The sequence below is a fragment of the Luteibacter sp. 3190 genome (genome assembly GCF_031456385.1).
Lineage (GTDB): Bacteria > Pseudomonadota > Gammaproteobacteria > Xanthomonadales > Rhodanobacteraceae > Luteibacter.
The window spans coordinates 760,612-783,823 of sequence record NZ_JAVDUO010000001.1; the positions used below are offsets into that span (position 1 = coordinate 760,612).

Annotated in this window: 24 protein-coding genes; 23 read left to right on the top strand and 1 reads right to left on the bottom strand. The window is 69.2% G+C overall.

Annotated elements, in window-relative coordinates:
• Positions 1-129 precede the first annotated feature (129 nt).
• From J2X58_RS03605 to recO, 11 genes are all read left to right on the top strand, one after another.
• Positions 130-606 (top strand): hypothetical protein, encoded by a 477-nt coding sequence (locus tag J2X58_RS03605; protein ID WP_090053896.1) that lies wholly within the window; start codon positions 130-132, stop codon positions 604-606.
• Positions 606-3,131: a bifunctional diguanylate cyclase/phosphodiesterase gene (locus J2X58_RS03610; protein ID WP_310046457.1), complete on the top strand. Its 2,526-nt coding sequence runs from the start codon at positions 606-608 to the stop codon at positions 3,129-3,131. Before J2X58_RS03605 ends, J2X58_RS03610 begins: the two co-directional genes overlap by 1 nt.
• 140 nt (positions 3,132-3,271) lie before the next feature.
• Positions 3,272-3,868 (top strand): RNA polymerase sigma factor RpoE, encoded by a 597-nt coding sequence (rpoE, locus tag J2X58_RS03615; RefSeq protein ID WP_090053892.1) that lies wholly within the window; start codon positions 3,272-3,274, stop codon positions 3,866-3,868.
• Entirely contained in the window at positions 3,865-4,506 is a 642-nt protein-coding gene (locus J2X58_RS03620; protein ID WP_310046459.1) for a sigma-E factor negative regulatory protein, read from the top strand. The genes rpoE and J2X58_RS03620 overlap by 4 nt, the downstream gene beginning before the upstream one ends.
• 113 nt (positions 4,507-4,619) lie before the next feature.
• Positions 4,620-6,038, top strand: a complete 1,419-nt coding sequence (locus J2X58_RS03625; RefSeq protein ID WP_310046460.1) for a DegQ family serine endoprotease — start codon at positions 4,620-4,622, stop codon at positions 6,036-6,038.
• Between the two features lie 131 nt (positions 6,039-6,169).
• Positions 6,170-7,960: a translation elongation factor 4 gene (lepA, locus tag J2X58_RS03630; protein WP_310046461.1), complete on the top strand. Its 1,791-nt coding sequence runs from the start codon at positions 6,170-6,172 to the stop codon at positions 7,958-7,960.
• A gap of 99 nt (positions 7,961-8,059) precedes the next feature.
• On the top strand, positions 8,060-8,962 hold the full coding sequence (gene lepB / locus J2X58_RS03635) for a signal peptidase I (RefSeq protein WP_090053885.1): 903 nt from the start codon (positions 8,060-8,062) through the stop codon (positions 8,960-8,962).
• A gap of 136 nt (positions 8,963-9,098) precedes the next feature.
• Positions 9,099-9,473 carry a DUF4845 domain-containing protein gene (locus J2X58_RS03640; protein ID WP_310046463.1) on the top strand — a complete coding sequence of 125 codons (375 nt, stop codon included), beginning with the start codon at positions 9,099-9,101 and terminating at the stop codon, positions 9,471-9,473.
• A 9-nt stretch (positions 9,474-9,482) separates the two neighbouring features.
• The gene (gene rnc / locus J2X58_RS03645) at positions 9,483-10,136 is read left to right on the top strand and encodes a ribonuclease III (RefSeq protein WP_090053882.1); all 654 of its coding nucleotides are present in this window, start codon (positions 9,483-9,485) and stop codon (positions 10,134-10,136) included.
• Positions 10,133-11,065: a GTPase Era gene (gene era, locus J2X58_RS03650; protein ID WP_090053880.1), complete on the top strand. Its 933-nt coding sequence runs from the start codon at positions 10,133-10,135 to the stop codon at positions 11,063-11,065. Before rnc ends, era begins: the two co-directional genes overlap by 4 nt.
• 21 nt (positions 11,066-11,086) lie before the next feature.
• Complete coding sequence (gene recO, locus J2X58_RS03655) at positions 11,087-11,779, top strand: DNA repair protein RecO (protein WP_090177242.1); 693 nt, start codon at positions 11,087-11,089, stop codon at positions 11,777-11,779.
• Positions 11,780-12,086: 307 nt separating this feature from the next.
• Here the strand turns inward: recO and J2X58_RS03660 are convergent, their stop codons facing one another.
• Positions 12,087-12,818 (bottom strand): response regulator, encoded by a 732-nt coding sequence (locus J2X58_RS03660; RefSeq protein ID WP_310046464.1) that lies wholly within the window; start codon positions 12,816-12,818, stop codon positions 12,087-12,089.
• A 45-nt stretch (positions 12,819-12,863) separates the two neighbouring features.
• Here J2X58_RS03660 and J2X58_RS03665 point away from each other — a divergent pair, with 45 nt between their 5' ends.
• From J2X58_RS03665 to J2X58_RS03720, 12 genes are all read left to right on the top strand, one after another.
• On the top strand, positions 12,864-14,891 hold the full coding sequence (locus J2X58_RS03665; protein WP_310046466.1) for a hypothetical protein: 2,028 nt from the start codon (positions 12,864-12,866) through the stop codon (positions 14,889-14,891).
• A gap of 33 nt (positions 14,892-14,924) precedes the next feature.
• The gene (locus J2X58_RS03670) at positions 14,925-15,530 is read left to right on the top strand and encodes a YdbL family protein (RefSeq protein ID WP_310046467.1); all 606 of its coding nucleotides are present in this window, start codon (positions 14,925-14,927) and stop codon (positions 15,528-15,530) included.
• A 93-nt stretch (positions 15,531-15,623) separates the two neighbouring features.
• Entirely contained in the window at positions 15,624-16,925 is a 1,302-nt protein-coding gene (gene rlmD / locus J2X58_RS03675) for a 23S rRNA (uracil(1939)-C(5))-methyltransferase RlmD (protein WP_090053871.1), read from the top strand.
• A 16-nt stretch (positions 16,926-16,941) separates the two neighbouring features.
• On the top strand, positions 16,942-17,466 hold the full coding sequence (locus J2X58_RS03680) for a CYTH domain-containing protein (protein ID WP_090053869.1): 525 nt from the start codon (positions 16,942-16,944) through the stop codon (positions 17,464-17,466).
• A complete protein-coding gene (gene nagZ, locus J2X58_RS03685; RefSeq protein ID WP_090053868.1) occupies positions 17,460-18,461 on the top strand; it encodes a beta-N-acetylhexosaminidase in 1,002 nt (333 codons plus the stop codon). The genes J2X58_RS03680 and nagZ overlap by 7 nt, the downstream gene beginning before the upstream one ends.
• A 7-nt stretch (positions 18,462-18,468) precedes the next feature.
• Complete coding sequence (locus J2X58_RS03690; RefSeq protein WP_310046470.1) at positions 18,469-19,014, top strand: hypoxanthine-guanine phosphoribosyltransferase; 546 nt, start codon at positions 18,469-18,471, stop codon at positions 19,012-19,014.
• Between the two features lie 5 nt (positions 19,015-19,019).
• Positions 19,020-19,766: an S-methyl-5'-thioinosine phosphorylase gene (locus J2X58_RS03695; protein WP_090053864.1), complete on the top strand. Its 747-nt coding sequence runs from the start codon at positions 19,020-19,022 to the stop codon at positions 19,764-19,766.
• A gap of 137 nt (positions 19,767-19,903) precedes the next feature.
• Positions 19,904-20,110, top strand: coding sequence for a cold-shock protein (locus J2X58_RS03700; protein WP_090053863.1), 207 nt, complete (start codon positions 19,904-19,906; stop codon positions 20,108-20,110).
• A 184-nt stretch (positions 20,111-20,294) separates the two neighbouring features.
• Positions 20,295-20,708 carry a hypothetical protein gene (locus J2X58_RS03705; protein ID WP_310046471.1) on the top strand — a complete coding sequence of 138 codons (414 nt, stop codon included), beginning with the start codon at positions 20,295-20,297 and terminating at the stop codon, positions 20,706-20,708.
• On the top strand, positions 20,705-21,229 hold the full coding sequence (locus J2X58_RS03710; RefSeq protein ID WP_310046472.1) for a prepilin-type N-terminal cleavage/methylation domain-containing protein: 525 nt from the start codon (positions 20,705-20,707) through the stop codon (positions 21,227-21,229). The genes J2X58_RS03705 and J2X58_RS03710 overlap by 4 nt, the downstream gene beginning before the upstream one ends.
• Before the next feature lie 203 nt (positions 21,230-21,432).
• Complete coding sequence (locus J2X58_RS03715; RefSeq protein ID WP_310046473.1) at positions 21,433-22,458, top strand: N(4)-(beta-N-acetylglucosaminyl)-L-asparaginase; 1,026 nt, start codon at positions 21,433-21,435, stop codon at positions 22,456-22,458.
• A gap of 2 nt (positions 22,459-22,460) precedes the next feature.
• Positions 22,461-23,195, top strand: a complete 735-nt coding sequence (locus J2X58_RS03720; protein ID WP_310046475.1) for a copper homeostasis protein CutC — start codon at positions 22,461-22,463, stop codon at positions 23,193-23,195.
• Positions 23,196-23,212 lie beyond the last annotated feature (17 nt).

Here is a 23,212-nt window from a genome sequence, read left to right on the forward strand (position 1 = left end):
GCGCATCACCATACCGTTCCCCCGTGCCGAATGCGATACCCGCGCGTACGGTTCCGGCCGCCGGGGGTGTCTGGCGTACGCCCCCGCATTGGACGGATACTGCCCGCCAGCCAAGCCGCGCGACCGCCCATGGATCACCACGTAGGAAACGACGTATTCGACCGCATCCTGTCGGCGTCCGGGCCGCTGGTCGCCCTGAAGACGAACGAACCGGCCGTCCTGGTCGAGCAGTTCCGGCTCGTCGCCCGGCGCACCGGCCAGGCCGCCTACCTGTGGCGCCATGGCGAAGGACTGGTAAGCCTGCGCGACGCCCAGATGCGGGTGCCCGGATGCCAGCGGCTGGGCGACGCGCTGCGCTACATCCTGCAGAGCCTGCACTTCGGCGTGTACCTGATCGACATGCCGCCGGGCGTGCCGAGCGCGACGGACGGTGCGCTTTTGCGGCAACTCTCGCGTACCCAGACGGGCCACGTGCGTCGCGTCGTCCTGCTTGGTGCCGGCCCCACGCTGCTGGCCACGTTCGAGAACGACGTCAGCGTCGTCGAGGCCGACTGGCAGGCGCGGGCGGCCGCGCCGCGCCTGCGCGACGGTCGTTGGGTCGTCTGATGGCGCCCGCGAACGGCCCGGACGGCGTCCTCATCTTCACGGCGCGGCGCGACGTGCGCCGCGCGGTTTTCGACGCGCTCGACATGGACGGCGACTTCGTCCTCCTCAGCGCCCGCGACGCGGCGCAGCTCGAGGCGCTGCTCGCCGACGCGCCGCCCCTGCATGTCGCGGTGATCGGCGCCGACGCCGGTCCGGACATGGCACAGGGCCTTCGCATCCTCCGCGCGTCGCCGGCCTACGCGTCGCTACCGCTGGTATACGTGGTCGACGACGTACCGGGCATCGCGCCGGATGACGCGATCGCGTGGTTGCGCCAGGGAGCGATCGGCGCGGAACTGGCGCAGCGAGTGCGCGCCGCGATCCGCATGCCGGCGACGCCCTCCGTGCCGGCGCCGCCGGACTGGCGCTTCGCCTTCGACGCGGGAGCCGCTTGGGTCGTGGCAACCACTCCCGACGGCTGCATCGTGGAAAGCGGCGCGGCGATGGAGCGGCTGTGCGCTGGCGATGGCCCGGTGCAGGGCAGGCTGCTTTCCGAATGCTTCATCCTCGCCAGCGGTGCGGCGTGGCCCGTGCCCGATGGCGACGGCATGCCGTGCAGCGTGCGCCTGCGCGATGGCCGGGAGATCGTCGGCGAGATCGATGTCCGCCACCTCGCGGTGGGCGGTCGGCACCGGATCGCGGTGGCCTTCCGCGACCTGCGCGCCGTGGAAACGGCGGGTCGCGCGCTGTCGCTGCTCGCGGTGCTCGACGCGTGCCCCAGCGACGACGAAGGCCTCGGCGAGGCCGCGGCCATGCTGGCCGACGCGCTGGAACTCGACGTCGTCGGCGTGTGGTCGGCGCTGCCGGAGAGCGACAGCGGTCCCGAGGTCGTCGCCAGGATATGGAACGGGGACGGCACGGTTTCGTGGCCCGCCGCGGACGACCTCCCGCTCCTGAAGCTCTGCCTCGGCGGCGAGGTGCTGCTGCGGCTTGGCGACGCCCACGCCTCGCCGCCGGGCGATCCGTTGGTGGACTCACTCGGCCTGGCATCCTACGCGTGGCTGCCGTTGCTGGACGAACGGCGCAGCGTCCTCGGCGCGCTTTTCGCGGGTCGGCGGCGCCCATCCGGCGACACCGCCGTGCTCGGCCCGGCGCTGCGCGCCGCGACCTCCCGTTTCGCGGCGGCGCTGGAACTGCGCCGGGCGCGTGAGCAGGGTCGCGAACGCGGGCTCGTCGACGCGCTCACGGGCTTGCCGAACCGACTCCTGTTCAACGACCGGCTCGACACGACGATCCGCGAGGCCGCGCGCACCGGCGAGCTGTTCGCGACGCTGCTGGTGGATCTCGACCGGTTCAAGACGATCAACGAGACGCTCGGCCACGCGGTGGGCGACCAGGTGCTCACGTCGGTGGCGAAGCGCCTCCGCGCCAGCGTCCGTGCGTCGGACACGGTGGCGCGCTACGCGGGGGATGAATTCACGCTGATCCTCCGTCACATCATCAAGCGCGACGACGTGCTGCGCATCGCCGAAAAGATCGTGCAGGCGATGGAGGTGCCCCTTGCGCTGGCCGACGGCTCGGAACTGCAGGCCACCGTGTCGGTCGGCATTTCGTTCTTTCCCGACGACGCGGTGGAGGGCGAGCTGCTCCTGCGCCACGCCGACGAAGCCATGTACGGCGCGAAGAGCCTGGGCCGGAACAACTACCAGGTGTACGCGGCCAACGTGGACACCGCGCAGCAGCAACAGGCCGAGCTGAAGGCGCGCCTGCGCCATGCGGTGCGCAACGACGAGCTGCGCGTCTTCTACCAGCCGCAGGTGGACGCGGGGAGCGAGGACATCGTCGGCATGGAGGCGCTGGTCCGCTGGGAGCATCCCGAACTCGGGATGATCAGCCCCGGGTTCTTCATCCCGCTGGCCGAGGCGAGCGGCCTGATCGTGCCGATCGGCGAGTGGGTGCTGCGCACGGCCTGCGCCCAGGCGAAGGCCTGGGAAGACCGCTATGGCCTCGGATTGCGTCTTGGCGTGAACCTGTCCGCCGTGCAGCTCATGCAGCCGAACCTCGCGGCCGTGGTCGCCGGCGCGCTGCGCGATTCGGGACTGCAGGCGAGCCAGCTGGAGCTCGAGGTGACGGAAAGCATCAGCGTGAAGACCGTGCCGCACCTGGTCGAAACGCTCGACGCGCTGCATGCCATGGGCTGCCGCATCGCGATCGACGACTTCGGCACCGGCGCGGCGTCGCTGGATTACCTGCGCCGCCTCCCCGCCGACCGGATCAAGATCGACCAGAGCTTCGTGCGCAACATCGGCGTCGACCCCGATGACGAAGCCATCGTCCGCGCGACGATCGACATGGCCCATCGGCTCAAGCGCGGCGTGGTGGCCGAGGGCGTGGAGATCGAGCAGCACCTGCATTTCCTGCGCGCCAACGGCTGCGACGAGCTCCAGGGGTACCTGTTCTGCCGCCCGTTGCCGACGCCCGCGTTCGAGAAATTGCTCGGCGAGCGGGAGCGACTGGTCGCCGAGGGACAGGCCGTCCCCGCCTGACCCGCGCTTGAGGTCCGCCCGCATGCCCCGCATAGTCTTAAGCGGCAGGACGATCGGCGGGCGCGGGTGAACTTGCGTCCGGCCCGCTTGTCTCAGCTGCGCCCGCGACTGGCCCCGTAAGAGTTGAGGAGACGGCCCGGATGGGCGAAAACGAATTGGATCAGGCACTTGTCGAGCGTGTGCAGCAAGGGGATCGCCGCGCGTTCGACCTGCTTGTCCGCAAGTACCAGCACAAGGTGGTCGCGCTGATCTCGCGCTACGTCCACGACTGGACGGAATGCGAGGACATCGCCCAGGAGGCCTTCGTGCGCGCCTGGCGCGCGCTGGGCTCGTTCCGCGGCGAAAGCGCGTTCTACACCTGGCTCTACAAGATCGCGGTGAACACCGCGAAGAACCACCTGGTGGCCATGGGCCGCCGTCCGCCCACGGGCGACATCGACATCGAGGATGCCGTTTACGTGCCTGGCGCCACCCGCATGCACGAGAGCGCCACCCCCGAGCGCGAAATGATGCGGGAGCAGGTGGAACAAACGGTGTTTTCCACTGTCCAATCCCTGCCCGAAGAACTTCGGGCCGCGATCACCCTGCGCGAAGTGGACGGCAAGAGCTACGAAGAGATCGCCGCCATCATGGATTGCCCCATCGGGACGGTCCGTTCGCGTATTTTCAGGGCTCGCGAAGCCATCGACCAGAAACTGCGGCCGCTGTTGTCCGACCGCGAGGACCACACCCCATGAGCGAAGCCAATCGGGAAATTCTCTCCGCCGGCATGGACGGCGAGTTGTCTCGGGAGGAAATCCGTTTCCTGCTGCGTCGTCTCGAGGCCGATCCCGTACTCGCCGATACCTGGGAACGCCTCCACGTCGCACGCGACGGCCTGCGTCGGCAGGGCGCTCCGCTGGTGTCGGGCGACTTCGCCAGCCGCGTCATGGCGGCCATCGACGCCGAGCCCGCGGCTCCGGCGTCGCCGCGTCGTCGCTGGCTGCACTGGTCCGCTGGCGGCGCCATCGCCGCGAGCGTGGCCGTGGCGGCGCTGATGCTCGCGCAGCCGGCCGGTAACGGTTCGGTTCCCGCGGACGTCGCACAGCGTGCCGTCGCCGGGGGCGATACCGAAGTCGCGGAGGTGTCGGTTCCGGCCGCCGCGCCGGTCGCGCCGCAGTGGCTCACCGGCAGCAACGCGTCGCAGTTCACCCAGAAGGCCGCCTTCGACAGCAGCGGCGACGCAGGTGCGGCCTACCTGCCGCGCTCGACGCCGTATCAGATCCATCGCGCCCGGGCGGCGGCGTCCACGCCGGACGGCAACGGTTACATGCTGCTCATCCGTCCGGACGGCAGTCGCTATGTCCAGCCGGTCGCCGCGCCGCAGGCTCGCTGAGCCCTCCGCGTTTCGCGCGCCGGCGGCTCGCCGGTGCGCCTTATCCCATTCGTAAACCCCCGTGCGGCGTCGGCCGCACGGGCAGCCATGTCCAGGTAAAAAGGAGGAAATCGATGGCTTTGTGGCATGCACGCGCACTGTTGGGCGGTGCGTTCGTCGTGGCGGCGGCTGGCGCGCAGGCGCAGTCGCTGCCGGACTTCACCGGCATCGTCGAAAAGAACGCGCCGGCGGTGGTCCACGTCGAGGCGAAGACGACGGGCGCGGCGCGCAAGGCGCGCGGTCCCGGCGGCGGTCAGGACGACCAGGAAGAACTGCTACGCCGCTTCTTCGGCATGCCCGGCATGCCCATGCAGCCGCGGGAGTCCACCTCGCTCGGCTCCGGCTTCATCATCTCGGCCGACGGTTACGTCCTCACGAACGACCACGTGGTCGACGATGCCGACGAGGTGAAGATCCGCCTGCAGGACCGCCGCACCTTCACCGCGAAGGTCGTCGGCAAGGATCCCCAGTACGACATCGCGCTGCTGAAGATCGACGGCTCGGCGCTGCCGACCGTGACCATCGGCGACTCGCGCGGCGTCAAGCGCGGCCAGTGGGCGCTCGCCATCGGCTCCCCGTTCGGCCTCGACGCCACCGTGACGCACGGCATCATCAGCGCCGTCGGACGCAACCTCGGCAGCGGCGATCAGCCCTACACCTCGTTCATCCAGACCGACGTGCCGATCAACCGCGGCAATTCCGGCGGCCCGCTGTTCAATCTGCAAGGCCAGGTCATCGGCGTGAACTCGCAGATCTACTCGACCTCGGGCGGTTACCAGGGCCTGTCGTTCTCGATCCCGATCGACGTGGCGATGAACGTCGTCCAGCAGATCAAGGAAAAGGGCTACGTGTCGCGCGGCATGCTCGGCGTCACGGTGCAGCCGGTCGACCAGTTCGTGAAGAATCTCGACCTGCCCGACGCGAACGGCGCGCTCGTGGCGCAGGTCACGCCCGGTAGCGGTGCCGACAAGGCGGGGCTGAAGCAGGGCGACGTCATCCTCTCGTTCAACGGCACGCCCGTGACCCAGTCGGCGGACCTGCCGCCGCTGGTCGGCATCACGAAGCCGGGCTCGATGGCGAAGGTCGAGATCCTTCGCGATCACAAGAAGCAGACCGTCGACGTCAAGGTGGGCGAGCTGCCGCGGGACAAGAACGCCCTGGCCGCCGCGGCTGGCGGCGACGAGGCGACTCCCGGCGGGTCCGCCGCCGCGCTGGGCATGTCGGTGCAGGACATCGACGCGTCGGCGCGTGCCGAGCTCGGGCTCACGGCCGGGGAGGGCGTGGTCGTCAGCCGGATCACCGGCGGTGGCGCGGCGAGTGCCGGCCTGCAGGCAGGCGACGTCATCCTGATGGTCAACCAGAAGCGCGTGGGCACCTCGGCGGCCTTCCGCGACGCGGTCAAGGGCATCAAGCCGGGCGATACGGCCATGCTGCTGGTGCGCCGCGACGATTCGACCCGCTTCGTCGGCGTGACGGTCCCCAGCGACCGCTGATCGCCGTGGGCCGGCCGTCGCTCGGCGGCGGTCGGCCTTCCATGCGATAATCCTCCGATTCGCGCGGGCCAAATGAGGTTCGCGCGCGTCGTTCGCGCCGCGAGCGATGGTGAACGTGACCACGGCGCTCCATGGAACTCATCCGCAACTTCTCCATCATTGCCCATATCGACCACGGCAAGTCGACCCTGGCCGACCGCATCATCCAGCTTTGCGGCGGCTTGTCCGAGCGCGAAATGGAAGCGCAGGTCCTCGACAACAACCCGATCGAGCGCGAGCGCGGCATCACGATCAAGGCCCAGTCCGTGTCGCTGCCGTACAAGGCGCGCGACGGGAAGACCTACCAGCTGAACTTCATCGACACGCCGGGACACGTCGACTTCTCGTACGAGGTCAGCCGCTCGCTCTCCGCGTGCGAAGGCGCGCTGCTCGTGGTCGACGCGGCGCAGGGCGTCGAGGCGCAGTCGGTCGCCAACTGCTACACGGCGATCGAGCAGGGTCTCGAAGTCATCCCCGTGCTGAACAAGATCGACCTGCCCACCGCCGACATCGACAAGGCCAAGGCCGAGATCGAGGCCGTGATCGGTCTGGATGCGAGCGATGCGATCCCCGTCAGCGCCAAGACCGGCCAGAACGTGGTCGAGGTGCTGGAAGCCATCATCCATCGCATTCCGCCGCCCAAGCCGCGCGACACCGACAAGCTGCAGGCGCTGATCATCGATTCGTGGTTCGACAACTACCTCGGCGTGGTGTCGCTCGTGCGCGTCATGCAGGGCGAGATCCGTCCGGGCGACAAGATCCTGGTGATGTCGACGGGCCGCACGCACCTGGTGGACGACGTCGGCGTGTTCACGCCCAAGCGCAAGAAGCTCGACAAGCTTTCGGCGGGCGAGGTGGGCTGGATCAACGCGTCCATCAAGGACGTCCACGGCGCGCCGGTCGGCGACACCCTGACCCACGCCGGCAAGCCGGCGGAAGAACCGCTGCCGGGCTTCCAGACGATGCAGCCGCGCGTCTTCGCGGGTCTCTTCCCGGTTTCGGCCGACGATTACCCGGCGCTGCGCGAGGCCCTCGACAAGCTGCGCCTGAACGACGCGGCCATGTTCTTCGAGCCGGAGAGCTCCGAGGCGATGGGCTTCGGCTTCCGCTGCGGCTTCCTCGGCATGCTGCACATGGAGATCGTGCAGGAGCGCCTCGAGCGCGAGTACGACCTCGACCTCATCACCACCGCCCCGACCGTCGTGTACGAGGTCGTGAAGACGGACGGCACGATCATCCAGATGGACAACCCGGCCAAGCTGCCTCCACCGCAGCAGATCGCGGAAATCCGCGAGCCGGTCATCGTGGCCAACATCCTCACGCCGTCGGACTACGTTGGCAACGTGATCAAGCTGTGCGAGGAAAAGCGCGGCGTGCAGCGGTCGATGCAGTACCTCGCCACGCAGGTGCAGGTGACCTACGAGCTGCCGCTGGCGGAGGTCGTGCTCGACTTCTTCGATCGCCTGAAGTCGGTGTCGCGTGGCTACGCGTCCATGGACTACCACCTCGACCGCTTCGACGCCGGTCCGTTCGTCCGCGTGGACGTCCTGATCAACGGCGATCGGGTCGACGCCCTGAGCCTGATCGTGCACCGCTCGCACGCCGAACGGCGCGGCCGCGAGCTCGTGGAGCGGATGAAGGACCTCATCCCGCGCCAGCAGTTCGACGTGGCGATCCAGGCCGCCATCGGCGCCGCCATCATCGCGCGCTCGACCGTGAAGGCGCTGCGCAAGAACGTGCTGGCCAAGTGCTACGGCGGCGACGTCTCGCGCAAGAAGAAGCTGCTGGAGAAGCAGAAGGAAGGCAAGAAGCGCATGAAGCAGGTCGGCAGCGTGGAAATCCCGCAGGAAGCCTTCCTCGCCGTGCTCAAGGTCGACAAGTAAACCCGGCCACGGTCGTGGCATGACGTTTCACCCATGGATTCCCGGCGCCGGATGCGCCGGAATGGGCCCCAAGGGCCCCTCACTACTGATGGAGTTGGTATGGCGGCATTTGATTTCTCGGCGATCCTTCTCGGCCTGACGGTCCTCTTCGGCGTCGTCTGGCTGTTCGATCGCCTGTTCCTCGCGAAAGCGCGCCGCGCCCGGTCCGAAGCGGCCGGCACCGAGCAGCCCGAGCCGTGGCCGGTCGACTGGGCCCGTTCGCTGTTCCCGGTGATCCTCGTCGTGCTGATCCTGCGCTCGTTCGTCGCGGAGCCGTTCCGGATCCCCTCTGGTTCGATGATGCCCACGCTCGACGTCGGCGATTTCATCCTCGTCAACAAGTTCGCCTATGGCCTGCGCATGCCGGCCTTCAACAACAAGCTGCTCGCCAACGGCGAACCGCGCCGCGGCGACGTGGTCGTGTTCCGCTTCCCGGGCTACCTGTGCAAGGACGAAAACGGCAAGACGGTCCGCAGTGGCGACCTGACCTGCCAGGATCCGAACGCGCCCGTGCCCAGCGAGAACTGGATCAAGCGCGTCATCGGCCTTCCCGGCGACCGCATCGAGACCCGGGGCAGCGAGCTGTACATCAACGGCGAGCGCGTCACGGCCGACGAGATCGGCCCATTCAAGGGCAGCATGAGCCGTCCCGAGGACCGTCTGCTGATGACCTTCGGCTCGAAGCTCTACACGGAACACCTGGGCAGCATCAATCACACGATCGCGCTCACCCCGGCCTACAACATGCCGCTGGACATCCCCAACGCGATGGTCCCCTCGGAAGTTCCGAAGGGCTGCTACATCGTGATGGGCGACAACCGCATGAACAGCACGGACAGCCGCTGGTGGGGCTGCATGCCGGAGCAGAACCTGGTCGGCAAGGCGTTCTTCGTCTGGCTCGCCTGGCGCGGCCCGGGCAACGGCTGGCTCGATTTCTCGAAGATGGGCCGGGTCATCCATTGATGTCGTGGTGCGTCCGTGACGCCCTGGGCGTTGCGGATGCCGCCGGACAAGGTAATCTCCGCTGCGGGGCGCACAGGGCGCCCCGTACGCATTCCACGTCTTGCACAGGGGGCCGCCACGGCGGCGGGACACGATCATGAAATCCAGGCAATCGGGCATCACCCTCATCAGCTTCGTCATCGTGCTGCTCGTGCTCGGCTTCTTCGCCTTCATGGCCATGAAGCTCGTGCCGTCCTACATCGAATTCTTCGGCGTCAAGAAGGCCATGTCGCAGGTCGCGACGAGCGGCAGCGCGCAGGACCTCGACAGCATCCGTCGCGATCTCATCTTCAAGATGGGCTTCCAGTACGTGGACGATGCGACCATCCAGCCCAAGGACATCACGCTGGACCGCGCCGGTAACGGCGCCACGCTGAAGATCGCCTACGACAAGAAGATCCCCTTCCTCTACAACATCGACTTCCTCCTGCACTTCTCCAACGCCGTGCAGTTGAGGAATGCGCCCATGTAACGAGACATCGTGCCGTTTCCTCATTCCTTCCGTAACCCGGACCTGGCCCAGCTGGCGCTGACTCATCGCAGCGCCGGCAAGCCGAACAACGAGCGCCTGGAGTTCCTCGGCGATGCCCTGCTGGGCGCCACGGTCGCGGAGCTGCTCTTCGAGGCGCACCCGAAGGCGAGCGAAGGCGAACTCTCCCGGCTGCGCGCGCAGCTCGTGAACGGGCAGGCGCTCGCGGTGATCGCCCGGGAGCTCGAACTCGGCGATCAGCTGAAGCTCGGCCCGGGCGAGCTGAAGAGCGGCGGTTTCCGTCGCGATTCCATCCTCGCCGACGCCTTCGAGGCCCTGGTGGCCGCGGTCTACCTGGACGACGGCTACGACGCCTGCCGCCAGGTCGTGCGCAGGTTGTTCACGCCCCGCGTGGCAGAAATCAAGCGTTCCAGCAAGGACGCCAAGACGCGCCTGCAGGAATGGTTGCAGGGCAGGGGCATGCCCTTGCCCGTCTACGAACTCATCGACAGCTACGGCGAAGATCACGAGAAGATCTTCGACGTGAGCTGCGCCATCGAGGAGCCGGAGCCGATCCGCGTCGAAGGACGCGGGGGCAGCCGGCGCTCAGCCGAGCAGGACGCAGCCGAAGCGGTGCTTCGCCGTCTGCTGGAAGAAAAGACATGAACGACATCGATACCCCCGAAAACGACACCCTGGTCGACGACGACTTCCGCTGCGGTTACGTCGCGCTTACCGGCCGCCCGAACGTCGGCAAGTCGACGCTGCTCAACGCCCTCATCGGCGTGCGACTGAGCATCGTCAGCCATCGCCCGCAGACCACCCGCCACCGTATCCTCGGCATCTCGAGCAAGCCCGAGGGCCAGATCCTCTACGTCGACACGCCGGGCCTGCACCGCGGCGGCAAGCGCGCGATGAACCGCAGCCTCAACCGCGCCGCGCGGGCGGCGATCACCGAAGTGGACCTCGCGGTCCAGGTGATCGAAGCGGGCCGCTGGACGGACGAGGACATGGCGATGTACGCGGCCCTGTCCGAGCAGAAGGACATGCCGAAGCTGCTCGCGATCAACAAGGTCGACCTGCAGAAGGACAAGGCCGCCATGCTGCCGTTCGTCGCCGACCTGATGCAGAAGCATCCGTTCGACGACGTCTATTACGTCAGCGCGCTGAAGTCGAAGGGGCTGGCGGGGCTCGAGAAGGGCATCCTGAAGCGCCTGCCGGAGCAGCCGGCGATCTACGGCGAGGACGAGATCACCGATCGCAGCGAGCGCTTCCTCGCGGCGGAGATGGTGCGCGAGCAGCTGATGCTGCGTCTCGACCAGGAGCTTCCGTACGCCACCACCGTCGAGATCGAGCGCTTCGAGGATCGCCCCGACGGCATCGCCGAGGTCCATGCCGTGATCTGGGTGGAGCGCGACGGCCAGAAGGCCATCGTCATCGGCGACGGCGGCGCGCAGCTCAAGGCCATCGGCACGTCCGCCCGCAAGCAGATGGAGCACCTGTTCGAACGCAAGGTGTTCCTCAAGCTCTGGGTGAAGGTGCGCGAAGGCTGGGCCGACGACGAGAACCTGCTCAAGCGCTTCGGCTACGAGTAAGCCCTCCGGGCGCCGTTGCCGATGCGCGTCGAACAGCAGCCCGCGTTCGTCCTGCACGCCCGGCCGTACCGGGAGACGTCGCTGCTCGTCGAATGCCTTACGCCGGATCTCGGCCGGATCGGCGTGGTCGCGCGTGGCGTGCGCAACGAACGCGCGCGCCTGCAGCGGGCCCAACTCGAACCGTTCCAGCGTCTGGCGATGGACCTGATCACGAAGGGCGAACTGGCGACGCTGCGCGGCGCGGAGCCGTCGGGCGCGGTCATGCGACTCACCGGCGACGCCGGGCTGGCCGGCCTCTACCTCAACGAGCTGGTCGTGCGCCTGACCGGTCGCCAGGATCCGAATCCCGAACTCTTCGCCCTTTACGAGCGAACGCTGCGCCGGATGGCGGCCAGCGAGCCTCTGGCATGGACGCTGCGCCGGTTCGAGCGCGACATGCTCGATTCGCTGGGTTACGCGTTGCAGCTCGACGTCGACGCGTCGTCCGGCGAAGCGGTCGATCCGGCAGCTGCGTATTTCTACGATCCCGAATCCGGCGTCATGCCCGGACGCATGGGCGACCCGCACGCGATCCGCGGAGCCGACCTGCTGGCACTCGCCGCCGACGAAGCGCCGGATACGGCCGGCCTCGCATCGCTGCGGCGGATGATGCGCCAGGTGATCGCGTTCCATCTCGGCGGCGGCGAACTACGCGCCTGGCGCGTGTTGCGCTGAGGCGGCCCTTGCCGCGGCGCCGCTGGGGCCGTGAGCCACAGAGCCTGCTGCGTTTTCGCGAGAAGCCGTCGCGGCCGGGTCCGCTCCCACGGGCCGCGGATGGCATCTGTGGGAGCGGCGCTCGCCGCGACGCCGTTGGGGCCGTGAGCCACAGGGCCTGCTGCCTTTCGCGAGAAGCCGTCGCGGCCAGGTCCGCTCCCACACGGCACCGATGCCTGTGGGAGCGGCGCTCGCCGCGACGCCGTTGGGGCCGTGAGCCACAGGGCCTGCTGCCTTTCGCGAGAAGTCCGGTCCCACGGGCGGCTTTCTACGGCGTCAACGCCGCGAGGGTCGCGTCGACTTCCACCCGGAAACGACCGAGCGCATCCGGCGCGATGCCGTGGCCTTCCTCGATGTGCGCCTGCAAGGCTTTCGCCTGCATGCCGAGCCGGGTGGCGCCGCAGAAGCCGCAGGCGGAGCGCAACCGGTGGAGCTCTTCGACGAGGTCGGCGGGCGCGCGCGCGCGTTGGTCGAGCGTCGCGAGCAGCTCGACCAGTTCGCCGCGCAACAGGTTGCGCAGGGCGGCCATCGTCCCCGCGTCGCCCGTGGCCTTGAGGCTGGCGTCGTCGTCGAGCACGCGGAGGTCCCGATCGACGCCGAGGGTCGCCGCGAGCGTTTCCAGCAGCGAGGCGATGCGGCACGGCTTCTCCACCACGCCGGCGAAGCCCGCGTCGGCGAGCGCCACGCGCAGCGTCGCGGGCATCTCCGCGCTGGTGGCAAGGGCGACCGCGTCGCGCGACGCCGCCGAGGGGTCGCCACGCAGCGCGGCGAGCACCTCGACCGCGCCCCCTCGCGGCATGCGGCAGTCCAGCAGCAGCGCGTCGAAACGCTCCGACCGCGCGAGCGCGCAGGCCTCGGCGCCGTCCTGCGTCACGGAGGCGAGGTAACCCTGCGTCCGCAGCGCCGCGCTTAAGAATTGTCGTGTCGACGCATCGTCGTCGGCGACGAGGATGCGCGCCCGTACGACGGGATCGATGACGGAAAGGGCTTCCTCGGGCATGTAACGTTCCGTGTCGTTCATCTGGATTTGGCAGAATGGCCGAGCATGCTTTCCGTATCAACCCGCACGATCCCCCTGATCCTCGTCGCCCTGGCCGTTCTGGCGTGGAGCGGCGGCGCGTGGGCGGGGCTTTCGGTCGGGGCCGACGCGCTGACCGTGCCGGGCATGGAACTGCGCGGCATGCATGCGGACATCGACCCCGTGGCCGACGGCCAGGGCCTGACCCTGAAGCTGGCGGCGGATCGCGCCGACCTGCCCGCGCTGGGCTGGCGCAAGACGGGACTCGCGATGGACGGCACGCTGGACCGCGACGAGCTCGGCCGCTGGGTGTTCGACGGTTCGGTGCGTCTTCGCGGGGCGCCGGGCGGCGCCCTCGGCGACGCCCGGCTGCACATGGTGGCCGACGACGCGGCGAACACCCTGGCCATCTCGATCACGCAGGACAAGGCGCTGGCCGAGGTCGCCATGCCCATCGATCAGCCGTCGCATGCCCAGATCACGCTCAAGGGCCTGCCGGCCGGGTGGCTGCAGGGCCTGCTGTCCACCGTCTGGTCGGGCAAGACCACGACGGGCCGCGTCGACGCCGACCTCGCGCTCGACCTGCTGGATGGGGGCGTGCAGGCCGCCGGGCAGTTCGCGCTTGACGGCGTCGGTTTCGACACGCCGGGCGGAAAGATGGCGGGACAGGCCATTTCCGGCTCGGGCCGCCTCGGCTTCGACAGCCGCGCGGATGGGAGCTCGATCGACCTCGACGCGACCCTGCGCGGTGGCGACGTCCTGCTCGGTGCCCTGTACGCCGATCTCCCGGCGCATGCCGTCCAGCTCTCACTGGCCGCGCGCTCGCAGAAAGGGGCGCTGGCGATCCGGCGCCTGCGCCTTACCGATCCCGATGCGCTGCAGCTCGAAGGCGAGATCGCCTTCGCCGCGAATGGCGACCTCTCCACCCTCAGGCTCGACCGCTTCAACGCCCGCTTCCCGGCGGCGTCCACGCGCTACGGGAAGGGGATCCTGCGGGACGCGGGGCTGGGCGACCTGCGCATGACCGGCGAGGTGGCCGGCCACCTCGCGATGGACGCTGGCGCGATCAAGGCATTCGCCATGCAGACGCAGGGTCTGGACCTCGCGCTCTCGGAGGGGCGCCTGGGCATCGACGGCGTCCACGGCGCGCTCGACTGGAGCGCCGTCGACGACCGGCCACAGACCCGCCTCGGCTGGCGCGCGTTGCGGGTCTATCGCATCCCCAACGGCGCGGCCGAGGCGACATGGCGCAGCACGGGCGGCGTGCTTCGTCTGGAGAAACCGCTGGCGATCCCGGTGCTCGACGGGCAGCTTCGCGTGCTGGGTCTCTCGTTGCGGCCCGCCGCCGCGACGGGCGAACGCCTGCAGACTTCGCTGGCGCTGACGCAGATCGACATGGCCGCGTTCTGCCGCGCGCTGGGCTGGCCCGAGTTCCAGGGCAAGCTCGGCGGCGCCGTGCCGTCGCTCCGCTATGTGGACGACCGCGTGGAACTGGGCGGCGGTTTGTCGATCAACGCGTTCGACGGCTTCATCGACGTGACCGGCATGACTCTCTCGCGTCCCTTCGGCGATGCACCGGTACTCACCGGCGACATCGCGCTGCGCCAGCTCGACCTCGGCCTGCTCACGTCGGTGTTCGACTTCGGCAGCATCACGGGCAGGTTGCGCGGCAGCGTGGACGACCTGCGCCTCGTCGGCTGGACGCCCGCGGCCTTCAGGGCGAACTTCCTGGCCGACGAAGGCGGGCGCATCAGCCAGAAAGCCGTGAACAACCTCACCTCCGTGGGCGGCGGCGGCATCGCCGGCGGGCTCCAGGGCGCGGTGATGAAGCTCTTCAAGACCTTCGGCTACAAGCGCATCGGCCTGTCCTGCACCCTCAAGGGAGACATCTGCAGCATGGGCGGGCTGGGTCCGGCGAAGGATGGCTACACTATCGTCGAAGGCAGCGGATTGCCGCGTCTGACGGTCGTCGGCCACCAGCGCGACGTGGATTGGCCGACGCTCGTGCGCCGGCTGCAGGCCGCGACCCAGGGTGACGGACCCGTCGTACGATAGGTCGAACCCGATCTCGAAACGGAGCAAGGAATCATGCGTAAACCGTTTATTTTCATGCTGCTGACGGCCCTTGTCGCGCTCGTCGGCTGCGTCACGATCAATGTCTATTTCCCCGAGGCGGCGGCCCAGAAGGCGGCCGACCAGTTCATCGGCACGGTGCTCGACGAGAGCGGCGCGACGAAGCCCGCGCCGAAGGATCCGGCGCCAGCGAAGCCGTCGGCCGGCAAGCAGCCCTCGGCGTCGTTCCTCGACCTCGTCGTCCCGGCCGCCCATGCGGCCGATTCGCCGGACATCCAGATTCGCACGCCCGCGACCGATGCCATCCGGGAACGCATGAAAGGGCGCTTCGCCGGTCAGCTCAAGGGCCTGTTCGACAGTGGCGCCGTCGGCTTCACCGCGAACGGCGACGTGGCCGTGCGCGACGCGGGCGCGCTGCCGCTCGACCAGCGTTCGCAGGCCAATGCCCTGGTCGCGCAGGAGAACGCGGACCGTGCCGCCCTCTACCGCGAGATCGCGAGCGCCAACGGCCACCCGGAATGGGAGCCGCAGATCCGCAAGACCTTCGCGGACGGCTGGATCCAGAAGGCGCCGCCGGGCTGGTATTATCGTGACGCCTCCGGCGCCTGGAAACGCAAATAGGCGCCTTCGCCAGGAACGCTCGCGCCACCGTGTGGCGCGTCCTCCCAGCCAGCCCGGGCCATCGGCGGTCCGGGCTTTCACGTTTTTGAGCGCATGACCGAATTCGAAGCCACCATCACCGACCTCAGCCATGACGGCCGGGGCGTCGCCCGTATCGACAACAAGGCCACGTTCGTTTCCGGCGCGCTGCCGGGCGAACGCGTGCTGCTGAAATACCGCAAGCGGCACCGCAACTACGACGACGCCGAAGTCGTCGAGATCGTCGAACCCTCGCCCGACCGCGTCGTGCCGCGTTGCCGTCACTTCGGCCAGTGCAGCGGCTGCTCGTTGCAGCACATGGCGCCCGCGGCGCAGATCGCGGCCAAGCAGCACGTGCTCGCCGAGAATTTCGAGCGCCTGGGCAAGGTCACGCCGGAGGCGTGGCTGCCTCCGCTGGTCGACCAGCCGTGGGCCTACCGTCGCAAGGGTCGCTTCTCCGTGCGCTACGTCGCCAAGAAGGAGCGCGTGCTGGTGGGATTCCGCGAGGAATCCAATCCGCGTTTCGTGGCCGACATCGAGACCTGCGAGGTGATCCATCCCGCACTTGGACCCAAGGTCGGCCTGCTCGCCACGCTGATCGGTGGGCTCGACGCGGCGCGCGACATTCCGCAGATCGAATTCGCCGCCGGTGACGACACCGTCGCGCTGGTGTTCCGTCACCTCGCGCCGCTTTCGGACCGCGACCGCGACGCGCTCGTCGCCTTCGGCAAGGCGCACGGCTTCGCGATATTCCTGCAGCCGGGCAACCACAGCACCGTGCATCCGATCTGGCCCGACGCGCCTCGCCTCGCGTTCGCGGTGCCGGCCGACGACGTCGAGCTGGAATTCCAGCCGCTGGATTTCGTCCAGGTCAACGCGGGGATGAACCAGCGGATGCTGGCGCGCACGCTCGAGCTGCTCGACCTGCGTCCGGGCGATCGCGTGCTCGACCTCTTCTGCGGCCTCGGCAACTTCACGCTGCCCATCGCGCGTCACGTCGCCGAGGTCGTCGGTGTGGAGGGCGAGCATGGCCTGGTGGAGCGGGCGGCCGCCAACGCCGCGCGCAACGGACTGGCGAACGCGTCCTTTCGCGTCGCCAACCTGTTCGAGGACCAGCGTGACGAGCCCTGGGCGAAGCAGGCGTGGGACAAGATCCTCCTCGACCCGCCGCGCGCCGGCGCGGACAAGGTGCTGGAATATCTCCCGCGCAAGGGCACCGACCGGATCGTCTACGTGTCGTGCCACCCGGGTTCGCTGGCCCGCGATGCGGGTATCCTCGTGCAGAAGCACGGCTTCAGGCTCGTGTCCGCGGGCGTGATGGACATGTTCCCTCACACCGCGCACGTGGAGTCGATCGCGCTGTTCGAGCGCGGCTGATAGAGACGGAGCACGCATGGGCGTCGAAATCGAGCGCAAGTTCCTCCTCGCCGGCGACGGCTGGCGCGCCCTCGTGGAGCGGAGCGAACGCATGGCGCAGGGTTACCTCGTCGGCGCGGCCGCCATCGCGGGCGGCATGGCGAAAGCGTCGGTGCGCGTGCGTCTCGCCGACGGTCATGCCTGGCTCAACATCAAGTCCGCCACGCTGGGCATCGAGCGCCACGAATTCGAGTACCCGGTGCCGCCGGACGACGCGGAGCAGCTGCTGCGCGAACTGTGCGACGGCGTCGTGGAGAAGGTCCGCCATCACGTCATGATCGAAGGGGCGCACTTCGAGATCGACGAGTTCCTGGGCGAGAACGCCGGGCTCGTCGTGGCCGAGGTGGAACTGCCGTCGGTCGACGCGCGTTTTCCGCGGCCGGCGTGGCTGGGCGCGGAAGTGAGCGAGCAGGCCCGCTACTACAACGTCAACCTGATCGACCGGCCGTTCGCGGCGTGGTCGATCGCCGAACGGGAAGGGAAGGGAGACACCGCATGCTGATCATCGGTCTTGCCGGCACCGAACTCGCGCCGCACGAGCACGGCCAGCTGCTCGCGCCCGGCGTCGTCGGGGCGGTCCTCTTCTCGCGCAATTTCGCATCGCGCGAGCAGGTGACCGCGCTCATCGAGGCCATCCGCGACGTCGCCGGCGAGGACTTCCTCGTCTGCGTCGACCAGGAAGGCGGCCGCGTCCAGCGGTTCCGCGAAGGATTCACCCGGCTTCCGCCGCTGGCCGCGATCGGCGCGCTGTACGACACCGATCCGGTCGAGGCGGTGAACCGCGCCGAGGAACACGCCTGGATCATGGCGAGCGAGATGCGTGCCATCGGCGTCGATTTCAGCTTCGCTCCCGTGGCCGACGTCGGGCACGGGAACCGCGCGATCGGCAATCGGGCGTTCCACGCCGATCCCGACGTCGCCGCCGAACTCGTGCAGGCCTACGTGCGCGGCATGCACCTCGGCGGCATGGCCGCCGTGCTCAAGCATTTCCCCGGCCACGGGTTCGTTCGCGAGGACACCCACGAGGCCGCCGCGATCGACACCCGCAGCAAGGCCGACATCCTCGGTGGCGACCTCAAGCCGTTCGTCGCGGGCATCGAGGCACGTGCCGAAGCCGTCATGGCGGCGCACGTCACGTACACCGCGGTCGACGACCAGCCGGCCGGTTACTCCCACGTCTGGATCGAGGAGATCCTGCGCGGCGAACTCGGCTTCCGCGGCTGCGTGTTCGGCGACGACATCAGCATGGCCGCCGCCGGCAGCGTCGGCGGTGTCGCGGCACGCGCCGCGGCGAACCTCGACGCCGGCTGCGACCTCGTGCTGGCCTGTTTCCCCGACGTGGTGCCCGAAGCGATCGAGGCGGTGAAGGACCGCCGACCGTCGCCGGTCGAGCGCATCGCGCCCCTGCGCGGTGCGATCGGCTCGACCTGGGAAGGCCTCGTCGACAATCCCCAACGCGACCGCTTCATCGCGCGCGTGACCGCCCTGGAGTCCTGATCCGCCCATGACCGCCGCTTCGCTCGATACCGCGCTTCAGAACGCCGACATCCTGTTCACCCGTGAGCAGCTCGACGTCGAAATCGCCCGCATGGGGCAGGAGATCGACGCCGCCCTCGCGGGCGAGCGTCCCGTGTTCCTCACCGTCATGCACGGTGCCCTGATCTTCGCCGGTCAGCTCGCGCTGCGGATCGGAACGGACCTCGAGTTCGACTACGTGCACGCCACGCGCTACCGCGGGCAGACCAGCGGCAGCGAACTGCACTGGTTGCGCCGTCCGGAGGTGCCGCTGAACGGACGTACGGTGGTGCTCGTCGACGACATCCTCGACGAAGGCCACACGCTGAAAGCCGTGCGCGACGCCTGCCTCGACATGGGCGCGGCGCGGGTGCTGCTCGCCGTGCTCTGCACCAAGCTCCACGGCCGCCGCGCCGAGGGCATCGAGGCCGACTTCAGCGGCGTCGACCTCCCGGACCGCTACGTGTTCGGCTACGGCATGGATTACCACGAGCAGGCGCGCAACCTGCCCGCCATCTACGCGCTGAAGGACTGACCCCGATGAGCATCGATCTCGCCGTCATCGGCGGCAGTGGCCTCTACGCCTTCGACGGTCTCGAGAACCCCGAGCGGCACGCGGTGGACACGCCGTTCGGGCCGGCCTCCGGCGATGTCGTCACGGGAACCTTCCGTGGCAAGCGGCTCGCGTTCCTCGCGCGGCACGGCGAGAGCCACACCGTGCCCCCGCACCGCGTGAACTACCGGGCCAATCTCTGGGCCCTGCATGAGCTCGGGGCGCGCCGGGTCGTCGCGATCAACGCCGTCGGTGGCATTCGCGACGACATGGGGCCGCGCACCCTCGTGGTGCCCGACCAGATCATCGACTACACCCACGGCCGCTACACCAGCTTCAACGACGTCGAGGGTGCCGAAGTCCGCCACATCGATTTCAGCGAGCCGTATACAGCGAGCCTGCGCGCGGCGATCGTCGCGGCAGCCCGCGCCGAGGGGCTCGCGGTGATCGACGGCGGCGTCCACGGCGTGACCCAGGGGCCGCGCCTGGAAACCCGTGCCGAGATCGCGCGGATGAAGCGCGACGGCTGCGACCTCGTCGGCATGACGGGCATGCCGGAGGCGGCTCTGGCGAGGGAACTGGATCTGGAATTCGCCTGCCTGGCGCTGGTGGCCAACTTCGCCGCGGGCGCCGGCGACGACGAGGAAATCAGCATCGAGGAGATCTTCGCGCACCTGGCGGCGGCCACGGCCAACGTGCCGCCGATCCTGGGCCGCCTGCTGGCGCAGGGGTAACCGGAAAGAATCCCAGTTGCGCTTTGGTCTGAAACATGTTGATACTTCCGTCGCGCCGCGGGGGCAGGCCAAGGGGATCCATGGGGAACGCCTCGCCATCCGGGAGCGCTTCCAGTCCATGTCCAGAGGTTTCCGCAATGCGTTTCGGTACGGTCAAGTGGTTCAACGATGCCAAGGGTTTCGGTTTCATCGCGCCCGAGGACGGTGGGGAGGACGTGTTCGTCCACTTTTCTGCGATCAATTCGAAGGGGTTCCGTAGTCTCCAGGAAGGCCAGCGCGTGAAGTTCGAAGTGACCCAGGGCCCGAAGGGTGCCCAGGCGTCGGGCGTCGAAGTCGCCGCTTAATCGCCGGCGCATCGCCGAAAAAAGACCCCGCCGGTGACGGCGGGGTTTTTTTCGCCGGGCTGTCGTGGGAGCCCGCTTGCGGGCGAAGGGTGCTCGCGACGACACATCGGCATGGCAGGTTTCCACCTGTGCACAGGCACGCGGCCGGCTTCGCCGCCGCCCGCGGCCCCGCACGCTCGCACGCATGCATCGCACCGCCGGCTCGTCCCTCATCGAAGCCCTCTTCGCGCTCGCCGTCTTCGCGATCGGCGCGGCGGCCAACGCGACCTGGATGGCGCACGCGCTGGCGACACATGCGCGCGCATCCCGGCTCGTCGCCGCCGCGTCGATCGCATCCGGACTCGAGGCACGGATGCGCGTCAACGGCGGGGCGGCATGGGCCGGCGAGTATGCGCGTCTCGCGAAGCCAACCATCGACTGCCGCACCGGATGCGACGGCGCGCAGCTCGCGGCCGGCGACATCGCCGCCTTCCGCGCCGCGCTGCGCGACCGCCTCGGGCCCGCCGCGTCGGGCGATGTGTCGTGCGACCGTTCGGCATGCACGATTCGCATCGCGTGGCAGCGCGACGAGTTGCTCGCCTGGCCCGTCGTTCCATGACGCGCGCCGCACGGGGCAGCACGCTGATCGAACTGCTCGTCGGGCTTGCCGTCGCCACGCTCGTCGCGGCCATCGCCATGACGTCCCTGTCGTTGGCCGGCGTCACGGCGGCGCGCAGGCTCGCGACGGCACGCGCGGACGACGCGGCATGGCTGGCTCTCGCGGCGATCGCCCGGGACCTCCGGTCGTCGGACACGTGGCGCGGTTGCGTGGGTTCGATCGCCTGCGCCGGGCACGAGGGCCACGAGGGGCCCGCGGCCCTCGTGCTGACGGTGGACGGCAGGCAGGTCGCCTGGTTCACGGAGCGCGGGCTGATGCGTTGCGAGCTTACCTGCGAGACCTACCTCGACGGCATCGCGCGCGTCGCCTTCCGGGCCGACGTGCCCGGCCCGAACGGATCGATCCGGCGCGTGCCGCTCGCGGAAGGACACGGCGACGACGCACTGGCGATCGGCGTCGCGCTGTGGACGATCGATGGCCGTCGTTTCGAACGCACCGTGTGGCGCCCGCGTGCGCGCTGAGCGCGGCGCCATCCTCGTCGTCGTGCTGGCGATCCTCGCCATGCTCTCGATCGTCGCCGCGGCGCTGGCCGAATCGGCGCGGGCACGCCTGCTCGCCGCGCATGCGTTCGTTCGTGCCGAGCGCTGCGCGGCTGGCCGTCCGGGCGACGGGCATGCGACCATCGGGAACGACGCGACAGGCGCGTCGTCGATTGAGGGTACCCATGGATCGCAGACGTTTCCTCCAGGGGGCGACCATCGCCTCCGGCATGGCGCTGACCGCGCAGGGCATCGCCAGGGGCGCGGCGCCGGTTGCGACGGTTAGCGGCGGCATGCTTCCGCGCGTGTGTTCGACGTGGGACTTCGGCGTCGCCGCCAACCAGGCGGCGTGGAAGGTGCTCTCGACGGGCGGCCGTTCGCTCGACGCGGTGGAGCAGGGCGTGCGCGTGCCCGAGGCCGACCTCCGCAACCACAGCGTGGGCAAGGGCGGCTATCCCGACCGCGACGGCAAGGTCACCCTCGACGCCAGCATCATGGACGAGCACGGCAATTGCGGGGCCGTCGCGGCGATGGAGCACATCGCCCATCCGATCTCGGTGGCGCGCCGCGTGATGGAGCGCACGCCGCACGTGCTGCTGGCGGGCGACGGCGCCCTGCAGTTCGCGCTCGAGCAGGGGTTCCCGCGCGAGGAGCTGCTGACGCCGGATTCGGAGAAGGCCTGGCACGAGTGGCTGAAGACGGCGAAGTACAAGCCGGTCGCCAACAGCGAAGTGAAGACGTACAACGCGGGCCCCGGTGGCACGCCCGGCGACGCGAGCAATCACGACACCATCGGCATGATCGCCATCGACGCGAAGGGCAACCTGTCCGGCGCCTGCACGACCAGCGGCATGGCATGGAAGCTCCACGGCCGCGTCGGCGACAGCCCGATCATCGGCGCCGGCCTCTACGTCGACAACGAGGTCGGTGGCGCCACGTCGACGGGGGTGGGCGAGGAAGTGATCCGCAACGTCGGCAGCTTCCTCGTCGTGGAACTGATGCGTCAGGGCCGGTCGCCGGAAGACGCCTGCCGCGAAGCGGTGGAGCGCATCCTGCGCCGCAAGCCGGATGCGAAGGACCTCCAGGTCGGCTTCCTCGCGATGGACAAGAAGGGCAATGTCGGCGCGTGGGCCATCCAGAAGGGATTCTCGTACGCGGTGTGCGACGCGAGCCGGCAGGACACGCTCATCCCCGGCAAGAGCACCTACTGACGATGGCGCTGCTCGAGGTCGCGGCCAACTCGGTGGCTTCCGCGTTCGCCGCGCAGGAGGGCGGGGCGGGACGCGTGGAGCTCTGCGCGAGCCTGGACGAGGGCGGCGTGACGCCGTCGCACGGCACGATCGCGCTGGCTCGCGAAGGGCTGGACATTCCGTTGTACGTGCTCGTCCGGCCGCGCGCGGGCGACTTCGTCTACGAGAACGCCGAGGTGGAGGCGATGCTCGACGACATCGCGCACTGCCGTGCACTCGGATGCGATGGCGTGGTCATCGGTGCGCTCACCGCCGACGGCGAGGTCGACGCGGATACCTGCGCGTTGTTCGTGCGCGCAGCCGAAGGGATGGGCGTCACGTTCCATCGCGCGTTCGATCTGATCGCGGACAAGCGCGCCGCGCTCGAGACCATCGTCGGGCTGGGTTTCGAACGCGTGCTCACGTCGGGCGGGATGGCGACCGCGGTCGCGGGCGCGTCGACGATCGCGCAGCTCGTGTCGCAGGCGGGCGACCGCCTCGTCGTGATGCCCGGTGCCGGCATCGAGCCCGGCAACGTCGCGGATCTTCGCGACGCTACCGGCGCGCGGGAATTCCACGCGTCGGCGAAGCGACGCCTGCCCTCGGCGATGCGGCGCGTGGCGGGCGACGCGCTCGGCATGGGCGCAGGCGAAACCCGCACGGACGTCGCGACGGTGCGCGCGCTGGTCGCTGCGCTCGCCGAAAGGCCCGCCCGATAGCTGTTGGAGCGCACCTG

Excerpts from the sequence above, each read along its gene's own strand:
- J2X58_RS03605 (WP_090053896.1), top strand. The coding sequence starts at position 130 with ATGGATCACCACGTAGGAAACGACGTATTCGACCGCATCCTGTCGGCG.
- J2X58_RS03610 (WP_310046457.1), top strand. The coding sequence starts at position 606 with ATGGCGCCCGCGAACGGCCCGGACGGCGTCCTCATCTTCACGGCGCGG.
- rpoE (WP_090053892.1), top strand. The coding sequence starts at position 3,272 with ATGGGCGAAAACGAATTGGATCAGGCACTTGTCGAGCGTGTGCAGCAA.
- J2X58_RS03620 (WP_310046459.1), top strand. The coding sequence starts at position 3,865 with ATGAGCGAAGCCAATCGGGAAATTCTCTCCGCCGGCATGGACGGCGAG.
- J2X58_RS03625 (WP_310046460.1), top strand. The coding sequence starts at position 4,620 with ATGGCTTTGTGGCATGCACGCGCACTGTTGGGCGGTGCGTTCGTCGTG.
- lepA (WP_310046461.1), top strand. The coding sequence starts at position 6,170 with ATGGAACTCATCCGCAACTTCTCCATCATTGCCCATATCGACCACGGC.
- lepB (WP_090053885.1), top strand. The coding sequence starts at position 8,060 with ATGGCGGCATTTGATTTCTCGGCGATCCTTCTCGGCCTGACGGTCCTC.
- J2X58_RS03640 (WP_310046463.1), top strand. The coding sequence starts at position 9,099 with ATGAAATCCAGGCAATCGGGCATCACCCTCATCAGCTTCGTCATCGTG.
- era (WP_090053880.1), top strand. The coding sequence starts at position 10,133 with ATGAACGACATCGATACCCCCGAAAACGACACCCTGGTCGACGACGAC.
- recO (WP_090177242.1), top strand. The coding sequence starts at position 11,087 with ATGCGCGTCGAACAGCAGCCCGCGTTCGTCCTGCACGCCCGGCCGTAC.
- J2X58_RS03660 (WP_310046464.1), bottom strand. The coding sequence starts at position 12,818 with ATGCCCGAGGAAGCCCTTTCCGTCATCGATCCCGTCGTACGGGCGCGC.
- J2X58_RS03665 (WP_310046466.1), top strand. The coding sequence starts at position 12,864 with ATGCTTTCCGTATCAACCCGCACGATCCCCCTGATCCTCGTCGCCCTG.
- J2X58_RS03670 (WP_310046467.1), top strand. The coding sequence starts at position 14,925 with ATGCGTAAACCGTTTATTTTCATGCTGCTGACGGCCCTTGTCGCGCTC.
- rlmD (WP_090053871.1), top strand. The coding sequence starts at position 15,624 with ATGACCGAATTCGAAGCCACCATCACCGACCTCAGCCATGACGGCCGG.
- J2X58_RS03680 (WP_090053869.1), top strand. The coding sequence starts at position 16,942 with ATGGGCGTCGAAATCGAGCGCAAGTTCCTCCTCGCCGGCGACGGCTGG.
- nagZ (WP_090053868.1), top strand. The coding sequence starts at position 17,460 with ATGCTGATCATCGGTCTTGCCGGCACCGAACTCGCGCCGCACGAGCAC.
- J2X58_RS03690 (WP_310046470.1), top strand. The coding sequence starts at position 18,469 with ATGACCGCCGCTTCGCTCGATACCGCGCTTCAGAACGCCGACATCCTG.
- J2X58_RS03695 (WP_090053864.1), top strand. The coding sequence starts at position 19,020 with ATGAGCATCGATCTCGCCGTCATCGGCGGCAGTGGCCTCTACGCCTTC.
- J2X58_RS03700 (WP_090053863.1), top strand. The coding sequence starts at position 19,904 with ATGCGTTTCGGTACGGTCAAGTGGTTCAACGATGCCAAGGGTTTCGGT.
- J2X58_RS03705 (WP_310046471.1), top strand. The coding sequence starts at position 20,295 with ATGCATCGCACCGCCGGCTCGTCCCTCATCGAAGCCCTCTTCGCGCTC.
- J2X58_RS03710 (WP_310046472.1), top strand. The coding sequence starts at position 20,705 with ATGACGCGCGCCGCACGGGGCAGCACGCTGATCGAACTGCTCGTCGGG.
- J2X58_RS03715 (WP_310046473.1), top strand. The coding sequence starts at position 21,433 with ATGGATCGCAGACGTTTCCTCCAGGGGGCGACCATCGCCTCCGGCATG.
- J2X58_RS03720 (WP_310046475.1), top strand. The coding sequence starts at position 22,461 with ATGGCGCTGCTCGAGGTCGCGGCCAACTCGGTGGCTTCCGCGTTCGCC.